This window comes from Plantactinospora solaniradicis, from assembly GCF_042658085.1.
In the GTDB taxonomy this organism is placed as follows: Bacteria; Actinomycetota; Actinomycetes; order Mycobacteriales; family Micromonosporaceae; genus Plantactinospora; species Plantactinospora solaniradicis.
In genome coordinates this window covers 1-14,928 of the sequence record NZ_JBHSPR010000105.1, presented here as the reverse complement: position 1 = coordinate 14,928, position 14,928 = coordinate 1, and the positions used below count along the sequence as shown (strand labels likewise).

Genomic DNA, 14,928 nt, shown 5'->3' with positions numbered 1-14,928 from the left:
CCCCGACTTGACCACCACCCCGATGATCGGGACATGCCGGCATGGGAACGGCCGTACGGACCGGAGGGCCCGATGCTGGGGGTCGCGGCGCTCAGCATCCTGGGTCTCCTGCCCCTGTGCGGATTCGCCACTGCCGCGGAGCACTACCTCTGGTGGCAGATCCTGGTCCCAGTTCTCTTCGTAGCCCTGTGGCAACTGGTCGTCTGGCGGGTCGGCCTGGTCGGCGTCCTGGCCGGCCCCGGCGGCATCAAGGTACGTCACCTGGCACGTACCCGGGTGATCCCCTGGCCGGCGGTGAGACGGATCTGGATCGGCCCGGCCAACGGGTTCGACGCGACCACCATCTGGATCACCGCCGCCACCCCGGAGGGTGAACGGGAGATCGAAACGCCGCTGTGGCGGAGTGGATCGCGGGCCCGGCACAAGAACCGGATCCGGCTCGCGCCGGACGAGTTCTACCAGGTGTTCGTACTGCTGAACGCCGGCCGCCAGGCGGGTGACCGCTAGTTCCCGGATCGCGTCAGTTCCCCGGCCCGGTGGTTCGTCGGCTCAGCTCAGCGCGGAGACCGCCGCACGGAGCCGGTGCCGCAGGCGGTCGTCCGACCACACCGGATCGGGAAACCCCGCGGTGACCACCCGCTCGTCGCGCTCCGCGAGGTCGGCCAGCCCCGGCACGGCGCCGGTCGCGCCCATCTCCACCAGGAGTTCGACGGCGCCGTCGTCCGTGACCGGATCGGCGACGACGTCCAGGAGCGGGCCGGTCAGATCGTCGACAGCCGCCCCGAACCGCCACAGTGCTCTGGCGGTGCCGACCCGCCCGAGCCGGTCGCCCCGGCGGAGGACCTTCCACAGCTCCGGTGCGAGTTCGGCCCCCGCGTCGATGTCCGCGAGGCAGGAGGCGGCGACGCCCGTCGGGGCGGCTCCGGCTCGGAGTACCGCCCGCAGCGTCGGCAGCACGAGACCGGGGTCGCCGGTCGCCCGCCACGCCACCTGCGCGGCGGCGACCTGGTCGTACCGATGGTCGTGCAGCGGTTTCGTCGTACCGGTCAGCCACGGCTGCAGTACGGGCAGCAGCGGCGCGGCGGCCGTTCCGGCGTCGGCGACCAGGCGCAGCTCCCAGGCGACGTACCGGGGCTGCCGGGCCAGCCGGATCGAGGCCGCCGCGACCAGCGGGCCGGCGTCGCCGGTGAGCCGCAGGACCGCGTGCCCCGACCGGACGTCGCCGGTCTCGGCCCGTTCCCGCAGCAGCGGCACGGTCGGCAGCGCGGCCGGTCCGAGGTCCGCGAGTGCGCCCGGGACGACCCCCTCGGCCAGCGGAAGGACGGCGGTGATCTCGTCCACCGCGTCGGCGGCGGCCGGACCCCAGGCCCCCAGCAGCTGCACGAGGCGGCAGGCGACATTCTCGGGCGTCAGGGCGGCGAACGAGGTCGACGGGCCGGCGCCGTCCGGCCGGGTCGAGCCGGATCCGCCGAGGACAGCCAGCCGGTGGCGTACGGCCGCGAGGACGGCGGGGTCGAAGGAGATCGGGTACGCGTCGAACAGCGCGACCGCCCACGGGTCCCGGCCGGACTCCCAGGTCGCCAGCAGTGCGGCCCGGTGGCCCGGATCGTCGAGCCGGACCAGCACGCCCAGCGCGGTGGCCGCCCCGTCCCGATCACGGCCCTCGGCGGCGGCTCCCGACAGGGCGATCGCCGCCAGCTCGGTGGCCACGGTCGCGGCGGCCTCGCCGGCCAGCACGGCGGCGTCGACGGCCGCGATCCGGACCTCCGGGTCGGCGTCGGTGAACAGGTGCCGCAGCACCGGCAGCAGTTGCGTCGGGGCGGCGCGGGACCGCCTGAACCGGCCGCCCGACGCCGCCGCGACCCTGACCCGGGCCTGCGACGCGCTCGCGGTCGCCACGCCGCCGACCAGAGTCCTCGCGGTGTCGCCGTCGACCGCCGCGAGGATCTCGCCGAGCAGTCCGTCGTGCCGTCGCCACGGGTTGTCCCCGTTCTCCGGGTGGCCGAGCGCCTCCGCGACCGGGCCGAGCACGTCCGGCGGCAGCGAGAGCCCGGCCCGGATGGTGGCCAGGGCAGCGGCGGCCCGGACCGCGAGGGGCTCGGAGCGTGCGGCCGAGCGCAACAGGCCGGCCGACCCGGCCGGGTCGCGCAGGGCGAGCCCGGGCAGCAGGACAGCCCGGACGGCCGGCTCGGTCTCGGCGGTCCACCGCTCCCGCAAGGCGTCAAGCGCGTGTGGGCCGCAGTTGGCCACCGCATAGGCGGCACACTCGCGGATCCGGGGGTCGGGGTCGACCAGCAGCGGCATCAGAGGTCCGCTGTGTACCGCCACGGCGGCCCGGACGTCGGGTTGGTCCTTCCCGCCGGTCTGGTCCGGGTCGCACAGGTCACCGAGCACCCGCAGCAGGTGTTCCCGCTTGTCGACGCCGGGCGTCGACGCCAGTTCGATCAGGAACGGCACCGCCACCGCCGTCACCGGATAGACGGTGCCCTGATGCCAGATGCTGGACGCGAAGTCGAACCGGCCCTCGCCGGCCACCTCCGGGTCCGGCGACGCCATCGCCCGGAGGATGTCGGGGGCCTCGGAGCACGGGCCATAGGCCCCGTCGTATGACGCCCAGTCGATGTCGTCGAGCCCGTCCAGCACCGGCCCACGATATAGAGACCGCGCTCGCCCGGACGTCCGGACCGGCCAGCGTGGGCCGGCCCGGACGTCGGGATCACGCGATGTCGAACCGGTCGAGGTTCATTACCTTGACCCACGCCGCGACGAAGTCGCGCACGAACGACTCCCGCGCGTCGTCGCTCGCGTAGACCTCGGCGAGCGCGCGCAGCTCCGAGTTCGACCCGAAGAGCAGGTCGACGCGGCTCCCGGTCCAGGTGACCTCGCCCGTGGCGAGGTCACGGGCCTCGAAGGTGTTCGCGTCCTCGGACGTCGGCTTCCACGTCGTACCCAGGTCGAGCAGGTTGACGAAGAAATCGTTGGTCAGCGAGCCGGGGGTCGTGGTGAAGACGCCCAGCGGCGACTGCTGGTAGTTCGCGCCCAGTACGCGGAGACCGCCGACCAGGACCGTCATCTCCGGCGCGCTCAGGGTCAGCAGGTTCGCCTTGTCGACCAGCAGGAACTCGGCCGGGAGGCGGTGGCCCTTGCCGAGGTAGTTGCGGAACCCGTCCGCCGTCGGCTCGAGCGGGGCGAAGGACTCCACGTCGGTCTGCTCCTGCGACGCGTCCGTACGTCCCGGCGTGAAGGGCACCTCGACGGCCTGGCCGGCGTTCCTGGCGGCCAGTTCGACCGCTGCGGACCCACCGAGCACGATCAGGTCGGCGAGCGAGATCTTCTTCCCACCGGTCTGGGAAGCGTTGAACGCCTCCTGGATCCCCTCCAGGGTGTGCAGCACCCTCGCCAGCTCGTCGGGGTTGTTGACCTCCCAACCGCTCTGCGGCTCGAGGCGGATCCGCGCCCCGTTGGCGCCGCCGCGCTTGTCGCCGCCCCGGAACGTCGATGCCGACGCCCACGCGGTGGAGACGAGCTGGGACACCGACAGCCCCGAGGCCAGGATCTGGCCCTTGAGGGTGGCGACGTCCTCCGCGTCGACGAGCTGGTGCGTCACCGGCGGAACCGGGTCCTGCCACAGCAGCGTCTCGGTCGGGACCTCCGGGCCGAGGTAGCGGACGACCGGCCCCATGTCGCGGTGGGTCAGCTTGAACCACGCCCGGGCGAAGGCGTCCGCGAACTCGTCCGGGTTCGCCAGGAAGCGCCGCGAGATCTGCTCGTAGACCGGGTCGACCCGGAGCGCGATGTCCGTGGTCAGCATCGTCGGGGCGTGCCTCTTCGACGCGTCGTGCGCGTCGGGGACGGTGCCGGCGCCCGCGCCGTCCTTCGGCTTCCACTGGTGCGCGCCGGCCGGGCTCTTCGACAGCTCCCACTCGTACCCGAAGAGGATCTCGAAGAACCTGTTGTCCCACGTGGTCGGGGTGTCCGTGAACGCACCCTCGAGCCCGCTGGTGATCGTGTCCCCGCCCTTGCCGGTGCCGAAGCTGTTCCGCCAGCCCAGGCCCTGCTCCTCGATCGGGGCGCCCTCGGGCTCGGCGCCGACGTGGTCCGTCGGGCCCGCGCCGTGGGTCTTGCCGAAGGTGTGACCCCCGGCGATCAGTGCGACCGTCTCCTCGTCGTTCATCGCCATCCGGGCGAAGGTCTCCCGGATGTCCCGGGCCGAGGCGAGCGGGTCGGGGTTGCCGTTCGGGCCCTCCGGGTTGACGTAGATGAGGCCCATCTGGACCGCGGCGAGCGGGTTCTCGAGTTCCCGGTCGCCGGTGTAGCGGTCGTCACCGAGCCAGGTGGTCTCGGGGCCCCAGTAGACGTCCTGGTCGGGCTCCCATACGTCCGCGCGGCCACCGGCGAAGCCGAAGGTCTTGAAGCCCATCGTCTCCAGGGCGACGTTGCCGGTGAGGACCATGAGGTCGGCCCAGGAGAGGCTCTTGCCGTACTTCTTCTTGACCGGCCACAGCAGGCGGCGGGCCTTGTCCAGGTTTCCGTTGTCCGGCCAGCTGTTGAGCGGCGCGAAGCGCTGCTGTCCGGCGCCGGCACCGCCGCGGCCGTCGCTGATGCGGTAGGTGCCCGCGCTGTGCCACGCCATCCGGACCATGAACGGGGCATAGTTGCCGTAGTCGGCGGGCCACCAGTCCTGCGATGTCGTCAGGACCTCCGCGATGTCCTGCTTCACCGCGGCGAGGTCGAGAGTCTTGAACGCCTCGCCGTAGTTGAACTCCTCACCGAGCGGGTTGGCCACGGCGGGGTTCTTGGCGAGGATCTTCAGGTTGAGCTGGTTCGGCCACCAGCCGCGATTGCCGCCGCCCTCGGTCGGGTGGGGGGCGCGTCCGTGCGCGACCGGGCAGCGGGACTCGCTCCCCGCGTCGGCGTCATGGACGACGGCATCGTGGTTTTCGGTCATCGGATTCCTTCCGTGCTTCTGCGGATCAGTGGGCTCAGGAATTGCCTGTGGTGGAGGAGCAGTCGGGGCACACGCCCCAGTAGATGACCTCGGCCTCGTCGATCGAGAAGGCGCTGTCGTCGGACGGGGTCAGGCAGGGCGCCTCGCCGACGGCGCAGTCGACGTCGGCAATGCGGCCGCACGACCGGCACACGACGTGGTGGTGGTTGTCCCGGACCCGGGACTCGTAGCGAGCCACGGAGCCGGAGGGCTGGATGCGCCGGACCAGCCCCGCGGCCGTGAGCGCATGCAGTGAGTCGTACACGGCCTGGTGGGACACCTCGGGAAGCTCCCGGCGCACGGCACCGATGATCGAGTCCGTGTCGGCGTGCGGATACGCGTACACCGCGCTCAGCACCGCCACCCGAGGACGGGTCACGCGCAACGCGGCCCCGCGCAGCAGCTGCGGGAAGTCCAGGGTCGTGGCCACGCGCCGAAGTCTGGCCAGCTTTCTGGAATCAGTCAAGAATATGGGCGGGACGTCACCCCGGCCGACCCAGATCGTGCACGGCTCCGGGGCCGCCGTCGTGCTAGCCTTCCGGGCTGCCAGCTTCCGTCGAGGCCGGTATGACATGCTGTGAGCCACTTCCTGGTTGTCCCCGAGAGGCTGAGATGACTGCCCACGTGCTGCACATCACGGGTGCCCGGCCGAACTTCCCCAAGGCCGCGCCGGTCCTGCGGGCGCTGAGCAAGCGGGGCGTGCCGCAAAAGCTCGTGCACACCGGCCAGCACTACGACGAGCGGATGTCGGAGGTCTTCTTCCAGGAGCTCGGGCTGCCACGGCCGGACATCAACCTCGGGGTCGGCTCGGGCACGCACGGCAAGCAGACCGCCGCGATCATGGTGGGCGTCGAGGAACTGGTGACGGAATCCCGGCCCGCGATGATCGTCGTGTACGGGGACGTGAACTCCACGGTCGCGGCCGCGCTGGTGGGGTCGAAGCTGCGGATTCCGCTCGCGCACGTCGAGGCGGGGCTGCGCAGCTTCGACATGACGATGCCGGAGGAGGTCAACCGCATCGTCACCGACCGGCTCTCCGACCTGTTGCTGGCGACCAGTGCGGACGCCATCGCCCATCTCGGCAACGAGGGGGTCGCGGCGGAGCGGATCCATCTGGTCGGGAACCCGATGATCGACACGCTGCTGGCCAACATCAAGCGGTTCGACGCGGCCAAGGCGCGGGCCGAGCACGGCATCGAGGGCCGATACATCGTGGCGACACTGCACCGGCCCGGCAACGTCGATGATCCGGCGGACGCCCGCGAGCTCGTGGCCGCGATGCACGCCGTCGCCGACCAGGCCCAGGTGGTGATCCCGCTGCATCCGCGCGGGCGCGCGGGTCTCGCCGCGGCGGGCCTGTTCACCCACCCGAGCGTGACCGTGCTCGACCCGCTGGGCTACGTCGAATTTCTCGGCCTCGTCCGTGGTGCCGACGCCGTGGTCACCGACTCGGGCGGAGTTCAGGAGGAGACGACCATCCTCGGCGTTCCGTGCCTGACACTGCGACCCAACACGGAACGTCCGGTGACGATCACGCACGGCACGAACCGGCTCGCCACCCGGGAGAATCTGCCCGGCATGGTGGCCACGTGCCTGGCGGCCGGCCGGCCCGAGACATGGCCGGTGCCGCCGCTGTGGGACGGGCACGCCGGCGAGCGTATCGCCGACGTGGTGGTCGGCCACCTCGAGCGCTGAACGTATTACATCCGTGGTCACCGACCTCGGATATCGGTCGGCTCCAGTCGGCTCGCGTCCCTGATGAGGCGGGGATGGCGCAGGCTTGAGGCCGGCCCTACAATCCCGAGGTGACTTCACTTTGGAAGCTAATCGGCGAGCGGATCCCTGACGATCACTCACGTCAGGTGACCTCGGTTTATTACCTTCGCCAGTCGCTGACCGCACCGGACGCACCGTCGCTCCTCGTCGACCTGGGTTGCGGCTACGGCGAGTCCGCGGCGCTCACGCGGGAAATTCGCCCAGGCACCGAGTGGATCGGCGTCGACATTTACGAATCAGAACCGGCGAAAACAATCGTGGGCGAGAAGGTGCTGCTCTACGACGGCGTGAACCTTCCATTCGACGATGAGTCCATTCCCCTCATCTATACGAATCAGGTCATGGAACACGTCCGTCACCCGGAAGCCTTGCTGAAGGACATCCACCGCGTACTCACCCCGGGCGGCGTCTTTATCGGGAGCACTTCTCAGCTCGAGCCCTATCACGCGTGGAGTTTCTGGAACTACACCGTGTACGGCTTCAAGACGATCGTCGAGGACGCGGGCCTGATTCTGGAGGAGATCCGGCCGGGTATCGACGGCATATCGCTCGTACAGCGGCACTGGTTCGGCAAGCGGCAGGAGCACGGCGCCTGGTTCAAGCGATCGCCGCTCAACATAGAGACCGACCAGTGGGGTGCCGAGACGAAGCGGCGGCCGGCTCTGGTCAACCTCCGCAAGCTCCACTACGCCGGGCAGTTCTCCTACCGGGTGCGCAAGCCGGGTGGCGCCTCCGCCGAGCCCGGCAGCCTGCCGGCAAGCCCGCCGGAGGCGGAAGGCAAGCCGCCGCTGCTGCTGCCGATGGAGCCCATCGGTACGCCGGCGCAGCCGCCGGAACGGGCGAAGCCGACGATGACCGGGCAGCTTCGCCGACGGGCCGGCCGAATCAAGCGACGGCTCTTCCGGCGGTGAGGTGCGGCGTGTCGCGGGTGCTTCCCCGCGACACGCCGCACTTCACAGGCGGTAGGCGCCGGGGTGCGTTACCACACCCCGGGTGTCGAAGAACCGCTTCGAGAGGCTCGCGAGGTGGTCGACCGAGTACGTCGAGTGGTTCTGGACGAGTACCACGAGGTCGGCCTCGGCCACGGCGGCTTCGAGGTCGTCCGCGCGCAGCGCGTTCTCGCCCAGCGCGGTCCACTCGGTGACGTACGGGTCGTGGAACATCACCTTCGCGCCGAGGCTCACGAACTCGCGGGCCAGCGGGACCGCCGGCGACTCGCGCTGGTCGGCGATGTTGGGCTTGTACGTCACGCCGAGCAACAGCACCCGCGAACCGTTCATCGGCAGCCCACCCTCGTTGAGGATGTTCTGGGCGCGATGGGTCACGTACGCCGGCATCGTCGCGTTGATCTCCTCGGCCAGCTCGACGAACCGGAACGGGTAGCCGAGCTTGGTCCGGACGTTGTGGCTGAGGTAGTTCGGGTCGATCGGGATGCAGTGCCCACCGACGCCGGGCCCCGGATAGAACGCCTGGAAGCCGAACGGCTTGCTGGAGGCGGCCCGGATGGCGTCCCACAGGTCGATCCCGAGCTGGTGGCAGAACCGCGCCATCTCGTTGACCAGTGCGATGTTGATGTGCCGGTAGGTGTTCTCGAGGAGCTTCGCGGTCTCGGCCTCGCGGGTGCCCTTCGTGGTCACGACCGTCTCGATGAACCTGCCGTAGAACTCGGCCGCCCGCGCGGTGCAGGCCGGCGTGTGCCCGCCGACCACCTTGGGCGTGTTGTGCGCACCGAACTTCTCGTTCCCGGGGTCGATCCGCTCGGGAGAGAACGCCAGGTGGAAGTCCGTGCCCGCGACCAGGCCGGACTTCTCCAGGAGCGGGCGGACGACCTCGTCGGTCGTACCCGGATAGGTCGTCGACTCCAGGACCACGAGCATCCCCGGCTGGAGCTGCCGGCCGACGGCGGCCGTCGCGGCGGTCACCGCGCCGAGGTCGGGACCGCCGTCCTGGGAGAGCGGTGTCGGTACGCAGATCACGGTGGTCTTCGCCGACGCGATGTCGCTTTCGTCCGCCGTGGCCCGGAAGCCGTGGCCGATCATCTCCGCGACGGCGGCGTCGGACAGATCGTCGATGTGCGAGCGTCCGGCGTTGAGGGAAGCCACCAGCGCCGGCTTGACATCGAACCCAATGACGGACATCCCCGCCCGGGTCGCCGCTTGGGCGAGCGGCAGGCCCACATAGCCGAGACCGATGATGGCCACGTCGACGGTCACAGTCAGCTCCTTCGAACGACTCGTTGTGCCTCAGCCCGGGAGGTGAGGCACCGGGACAAGGAGCGAGGCGGGGGACATGCTACCGGGCTGCAACTACACACAGAAATCATCACCGCTGGGGCGTCGCCCGCACCGGGGCGCCCACGGCCAGCGTGGTGGGCGACTGCTGGAGGTTCCGGGTGAGGATGCTCGCCCACTGGGCGCCGACGACCGGCAGCGAGAACGCGGCGCGTACCTCGTCCTGGGCCTCCTGGCCGATCTTGTGCCACTCGCCGGAGGCCGTGGTGTCCCAGATCGACTGGGCCATGTCCTCCACCGACTCGTGGATCCACCGCGAGCTGTAGATGGTGTCGGATCCGGGCCAGTTCAGGATCGCGGGTACGGCACCGGAAGCCATGCCCTCGGCCGGCGCGAGGTGGAAGCTCTCGTCGTCGCTGGTCGACAGCACGTAGCCGACCCGGCGCAGGAAGCTGCCGACATCCGGGCCGAACGGGTCGAAGACGACCGCACCCCGGAGCGCCTCGTCGTGATGGATCCGCCGCAGGGCCTCGGTGGTCAGCTGCTTCTCGACCTCTTCGGCCCAGATCCACGGGTAGCCCCACGTCATCTTGGTCTTGATCGCGAGTTGGAAACGCTGGTCCCGCTGCCGCAGGTTGGCCAGGACGTCCAGCGCCAGGCCGAGCCGCTTGCGGGCCATCGGCGCGATACCGATGAAGCCGAGCGTGTATTCCGAGTCGGTGAGCTTGGGCCGATCGAGCTGGCCCAGGTCGACCCAGTTGGGAATGACCACGATCTTCTCGGCCGGCCAGCCCGTCCGCTCCCTGGTGATCGCGGCGTAGTGCGGGCTCACGCAGACCACCTGGTCGACCGCGCTGATCACGACGTTGCGGGGGTAGCGGCGGTAGACCTCGAACCGGTGGAGCCGGACGATCAACCGCTGGCCGGGCCGCTTGTTCTTGCTGTACCAGGCGGCGTTCGGGCCGAGCCACTCGCAGATGACGACGTCGGCCCACTTGTTCAGCCGCTCGCTCTGCTTCTCGTCGTGCTCGTTGAGCGCGGTCCACCGGTCGATCTTGAGTTCGACGCCCGGGAGGGCGCTCAGGTGTTCCTGCAACCGGGTGAAGAACTTGAAGTCGTGGCTGGCGACGAGCACGCGCAGCGGACGACGCCGGCTCGCCAGCTCGGGAACCACGGGAAAGGCTTCCGAGAGCACGGCCTTCGTACGCTCGATGGCCCGGCCGAGCATGTGCGGCTCCACCGTCGCTCCACACCGCTGGGCGGCGTCCCGCCGGAGGCTTTCGTCCCGCAACGCGGCGTCCAGCACGTCGACCACGTCGGTCTTGTCCGCGAACATCGGGTAGTCCGGGCCCAGCAGCACCTCGTGCATGGGGTTGCGGTTCAGCACGACGGGAAGGCCCAACTGGCCGTACTCAAGCAGTTTGGTGGAGAGCTCGAGGCTCTCGTCGAGCCGTTCGTGCCGCCAGGACAGCCCCACGTCGCAGGTCGCCGCGAGCTGCCACGCCTTCGAGCGGCTGACACCGCCGTGCCAGACCACACCGGGCGTGTTGGCCAGCGCGTCGTGCATGACCTGCTCGTATTCGGGGTTGCCCGGCGGCCGGTGGATCTTGTCGCCGATCATGTGGACCTCGACGCTGTGACCGCGCTCGGCCAGCCGGGCGGGCAGCCGGGTCATCTCGAGCGTCAGCCAGTCCGGCGCGTACTTGCCCATGTAGACGAGCCGGAACGGATCCTCCGGGGACCGCCGCTGGACCGGCAACTCGAATCCGCGCTCGGGCACGACCGGCGGGAACCACGTGGTCCGGCCGCAGGCCTCCGGGACGTTGGTCTCGAGGAACGAACGCAGCTCGTCGGTCTGGCACAGCAGGAGCCGGGACGCCTCGACGATCTGCCGCAGGTCGTCGATGTCGTCCTGGTTCATCGTGTCGAACGTCTGCGCGATGTCGGTGAGGTACGGCCAGAGCCGGCCGGCGTAACGGCCCTCCGCGACGAGCGCCTTGGTGATCTGGAGACCCCGGACGATGATGAGATCGTAGGAGTTCTCCTTGTCGAGCTGCCGGATGACCGCGGCGGCCTCGCCCGGCGTCATCGAGTCCTTGTCGCCGCGCCCGCTGACGAGTCGCTCCTCCCAGGGGCGGCGGATGGTCACACGCTCGTTCGCCAGCAGCGGCTCGAGCAGCCGCTCGGTGGTGACGCGGGCCTTCAACAGCAGCGTGACGTCGCAGCCGGCGCCGGAGAACACCTGGGTGGCGCTCTGCACCCAGACGGCGGAGCCGTCGATGAGATTCATGTCGGCGTGGCCGTAGACCAGCGCGCGAATACCCGTCGACTTCATCGGTCACTCCCCGCGTCGTTAACGGCGAACAGTCGCAGTCCCCGCTCGGCGAGGGCGCGCAGATCGGTGCTCGAACCGAGCTGCGGAAGGTGCTCACGCCGGATCAGCGATGCTTCGAGCGGCAGCGTCTCGACGAAACGCCCGTACGTCTCGGTGGGCAGGCCGGCTCCGGCGCCCACGACGTCCGCCCGGATGCTCTCCGCCGCGGCCAGGAGGTCGTGCGTCAGGCCGCGCGGCGTGGTGGCGCCGGTACCGGGCCACATCAGCGTCCAGGCCGAGTCGGTGGCTTCGGCGATCGCCGGCCACGACCGGTGCGAGTGCACGACGGCGACCTCGACGCCCAGCGCACGAGCTTCGTCGAGCGCCCGGTCGGGCACCTTGTCGCCGGTCACCACGATCCGGGCCGGTGGGTGGGTCTGACTCAGCACGTTGTCGATCGCCGCGGCGTTCTCCCGCTCGGTCGCGCCTTCGATCACGACGGTGACCCGGCGCTCCGCCAGCGGGTCGGGCCGTAGCGAGAGCGCGGCGGCGAGCCAGCCGAGCCGGACGGGGGTCGACTCGTACTCGAAGATGCGCCGCAGGTTGAGCCGGCGCTCGACCGCCGACAGCTCCGGCATCGCCAGGATCTCCCGCGCGGCGCCCACGGCCGCCTCCGGGTCGTTGACCGGCACGACGGCCGACGGGAACTCGCCCAGCAGCCGGTCGTTCGGGCCGGACAGGATCCGGCCGCCCGAGGCGATCGACGCGAGGGTCAGGTCGCTGACCGAGGTGGAGCGGCCGCTGCCGGACGGCGACAACAGCGCCACCCCGTGTGAACGGATGGCGTCGGCCAGGCCCGGCGACCAGAGCTGCTGCACCGCGGAGATCTGGGCCCGGTCGAGTTCGCGCCGGATCCGGGCCTCGACGCTGGCGCCCGCGCGGCGTTCGGCGAGCACGAGCACCCTGTCGTTCGCGTGCTTGTCGGTCGGGTGGAACGCCGCCAGCGATACGCCGGGCGACCACGAGAACTCGGCGCCGGAGCTCGCGCCGTCACCGATGACCAGGTCGGCCCGGCGGGTCAGGTCGGCGAGCGCGGGCGTCATGGACAGGCGGACGTCCTGCCAGACCACCACGGGCACGTCGTGCGAGCTGGCGAGGACGGCCATGTCGTACAGCGCGCGCATGTAGGAAACGGCACCGCCGGGCGTACCGGTGTGGCCCCAGGCCGACGGCGCGAGCAACGCGCTGGCCTGGATCAGCACGAGGTCCGGCAGGCCACGCTCGAGCGCGACCCGCGCCTCGTGCGGCACCAGCCGGCGCAGCACGCTGTGCCGGGACAGCATCTCGGCGGCCGGGTTGGTCACGACGCCGAAGATCTCCGGGAGAACCGTGCGGTCCGTGGGCTCGTTCGACCAGCCGAGGAGTTGGTTGTCCTCGCTCGCGACGGCATCGACCGTGCGGGCCCGGGCGACCGTTGTCGTCGGTCCGGTCCTGGTGCCCGTGTCGCGGTCCCGCCAGATCCGCACGAGCTGGACGGGGAGGCGGGGAACCGACAACGGTTTCTGCGCCGCCTCGATCAGAGCCGCGCCGAGCTGGAGTCGCACCGACGACCGGAGGTTCCGGGTCTCTCGATTCAGGCGGGCGATCGTCAGGTCTCGCTCGTCGATCTGGGCCCTCAACCGCGCGGCATTAGCTTCGTCGGATTTGTCGGCGACGTCGTGAACCGCGGTGGACGCGCGGGCGAGCGATCCGCGCACGGCGACCACCGGGGCCTTCTCGCCCGGGTCCGCTCCACCGCCGACCAGCACCATCGCGGCGGGCCACTCCGGATAGGCCAGTTCGGCGATCTCGAGCAGCTGGCACCCGGCGAACCCCATGACCCGCTCGATCGGCTCGAGCGGAAGATCCGCTGCCGCGTTCCGCGTCATAAGGACGGCTGTCGCGCCCGGCACCAATCGGCTCGCGATGGTGCGCAGGTACACGAGTAGGCCGTCCTCGCCGCTCTGCACCGGCGCGGCGTCCACCACCAGGTCGCCGGGTTGGACAGCGCCGGCGAGTTCGTCGGGGCGGATCGAGATCATCTCGACGCCGTCCGGCAGGTGCAGGAACCCGGCGACCCAGCCGCCGCCGCTCAGATCGAGTACGCGCTTGGTGCGGGACAGGCGCAGTTCAACTACGTCACGTAGCCTGGTCAAGGTCGCTCCTCGCGCGGCTCTCTGGGCGTGGGGTCGGGGCCAACCGTCGTAAGGCCTCTGCGATCGTACAAGCATCGGTCCGCTCGCTCGGGTCGCTACCCCAAGGCATCAGCACGACATACTCCACCCGACACCGGACCATCCCGAGCGGTCGGGATCCCCGCCGGACCCGCCCCTCGACGACGCGACGCAACCATAGCCTCCTTACGGTGGGGCCGCTACCGCTCCGAAGAGCGGCGCCGTGGGGCCCGCCGACAGGCGCCGGAGCCCCGGCCCTGCCGGAGAGTGACGCGAATCATGGCGCGAGACCGAGGCGACGAGCAGCGGCCCAGGTGAGCGCGGTCACCCGACCGTTCCTGCCGGGCATCCCGGCCACGACGCCGGCGACCGCCGCGACGGGCGGCACCGGACAGGGCGGGGCGACGCATCGATGTCCAGAGCCCACGGGTCCCGATGGTGGGCCCGCCAGGCGTGGGCCGGAGCCGCGCGGCGCCGGAGCGACGGGGATCGGGGGTCCGACCCGGTGCGGCCGGCCGGCTCCGGATGGGCGTACGCCCCGCAGAACGTCAGATCCTGTTCCAGGACGGGCTCTTCGCCGCCCGGGTCCGCCGCAAGAGCGTCCAGCGCACCGAAGGCGATCGGTGCACGCTCAGCCCTGGCACGGACGTCTCGAACCGAGTCGCGGCCGATCGGCGGTAGGTAGAGGTCAGAGCGGGCGAACACCACACCGAACACGGAAAGTAACCCTGAACTGAATCGAAAGAGACAAAGCGTGTTCCGCCACCACTTAAAGTAGCCGTCGCAATGTGCGGTGCCCCCGCGAACCAGTTGTGGGCCGCCTGGGACTCGAACCCAGAACCCGCGGATTAAAAGTCCGCTGCTCTGCCAATTGAGCTAGCAGCCCGTGTTCTGCAAGGCTACCGGATCGCTCACCGTACGTCCCGGGGGTATCTGTCGCGGCGGCGGCCCGGTCGCGGCCACGGTACGGCTCCGGCCGTGCCGGTGGCCGGGGGCCTGGGTGTGGCGTAGTCCAAGGCTGTACCAGCTTCCCGAGGTCAGCTAGCGGGACTGCGGGCGGCTGACCACATGACAGGAAGGCAACGGTCACCGCGGCACACGGAGAGGGGGCGGTAGGGTTCCGGCCGGCGGCGGGCCGCAGTCATCTCCGCAAACGCCGGTCCGCCGCCTCTTCACGCCACACCGCGTACAGGCCCGAATGCATAGATTGGTACGCGGCTACGTACAAAGATCCACGTGACGACGGTGCCCAGGATGGCCGGGCCCGACATCATCTTCGTCACCCAGGCGGAGCACTCCATCCTGCTACGCTCGGTTACCCCCTGCAGGCGCATGCGCGCACGGTCGGCGGCAGACATCCCAGGTTCTTTGGTGTCAAGCGGTGGGTTGTAGATGGCTCCAGGCGGT

The 14,928-nt window shown here is 70.5% G+C and carries 10 protein-coding genes and 1 tRNA gene; 3 read left to right on the top strand and 8 right to left on the bottom strand.

Annotated features, from left to right (window positions below; translation table 11 throughout):
• Positions 1-33 precede the first annotated feature (33 nt).
• A complete protein-coding gene (locus ACFP2T_RS47125) occupies positions 34-507 on the top strand; it encodes a PH domain-containing protein (protein ID WP_377434392.1) in 474 nt (157 codons plus the stop codon).
• A 42-nt stretch (positions 508-549) separates the two neighbouring features.
• Here the strand turns inward: ACFP2T_RS47125 and ACFP2T_RS47120 are convergent, their stop codons facing one another.
• The 3 genes from ACFP2T_RS47120 to ACFP2T_RS47110 all read right to left on the bottom strand — a co-directional run bounded on the left by ACFP2T_RS47120 (position 550) and on the right by ACFP2T_RS47110 (position 5,417).
• Positions 550-2,643 (bottom strand): hypothetical protein, encoded by a 2,094-nt coding sequence (locus ACFP2T_RS47120; RefSeq protein WP_377434389.1) that lies wholly within the window; start codon positions 2,641-2,643, stop codon positions 550-552.
• A 73-nt stretch (positions 2,644-2,716) separates the two neighbouring features.
• A complete protein-coding gene (katG, locus tag ACFP2T_RS47115) occupies positions 2,717-4,948 on the bottom strand; it encodes a catalase/peroxidase HPI (RefSeq protein WP_377434386.1) in 2,232 nt (743 codons plus the stop codon).
• 34 nt (positions 4,949-4,982) lie between these two features.
• Positions 4,983-5,417: a Fur family transcriptional regulator gene (locus ACFP2T_RS47110; protein WP_377434383.1), complete on the bottom strand. Its 435-nt coding sequence runs from the start codon at positions 5,415-5,417 to the stop codon at positions 4,983-4,985.
• A 182-nt stretch (positions 5,418-5,599) separates the two neighbouring features.
• Between ACFP2T_RS47110 and wecB the strand changes: the two genes are divergently transcribed.
• On the top strand, positions 5,600-6,682 hold the full coding sequence (gene wecB, locus ACFP2T_RS47105; RefSeq protein ID WP_377434380.1) for a non-hydrolyzing UDP-N-acetylglucosamine 2-epimerase: 1,083 nt from the start codon (positions 5,600-5,602) through the stop codon (positions 6,680-6,682).
• A gap of 110 nt (positions 6,683-6,792) precedes the next feature.
• The gene (locus ACFP2T_RS47100) at positions 6,793-7,674 is read left to right on the top strand and encodes a methyltransferase domain-containing protein (protein ID WP_377434377.1); all 882 of its coding nucleotides are present in this window, start codon (positions 6,793-6,795) and stop codon (positions 7,672-7,674) included.
• 42 nt (positions 7,675-7,716) lie between these two features.
• Here ACFP2T_RS47100 and ACFP2T_RS47095 read toward each other — a convergent pair whose 3' ends face one another.
• The 5 genes from ACFP2T_RS47095 to ACFP2T_RS47075 all read right to left on the bottom strand — a co-directional run.
• Entirely contained in the window at positions 7,717-8,976 is a 1,260-nt protein-coding gene (locus ACFP2T_RS47095; RefSeq protein ID WP_377434374.1) for a nucleotide sugar dehydrogenase, read from the bottom strand.
• A 109-nt stretch (positions 8,977-9,085) separates the two neighbouring features.
• A complete protein-coding gene (locus ACFP2T_RS47090; RefSeq protein ID WP_377434371.1) occupies positions 9,086-11,329 on the bottom strand; it encodes a glycosyltransferase in 2,244 nt (747 codons plus the stop codon).
• On the bottom strand, positions 11,326-13,503 hold the full coding sequence (locus ACFP2T_RS47085; RefSeq protein ID WP_377434369.1) for a hypothetical protein: 2,178 nt from the start codon (positions 13,501-13,503) through the stop codon (positions 11,326-11,328). Before ACFP2T_RS47085 ends, ACFP2T_RS47090 begins: the two co-directional genes overlap by 4 nt.
• 831 nt (positions 13,504-14,334) lie before the next feature.
• A tRNA-Lys gene (locus tag ACFP2T_RS47080) sits at positions 14,335-14,407 on the bottom strand.
• A gap of 286 nt (positions 14,408-14,693) precedes the next feature.
• Positions 14,694-14,928: hypothetical protein (locus tag ACFP2T_RS47075; protein ID WP_377434367.1), on the bottom strand; the 235-nt coding region annotated here is incomplete at its 5' end.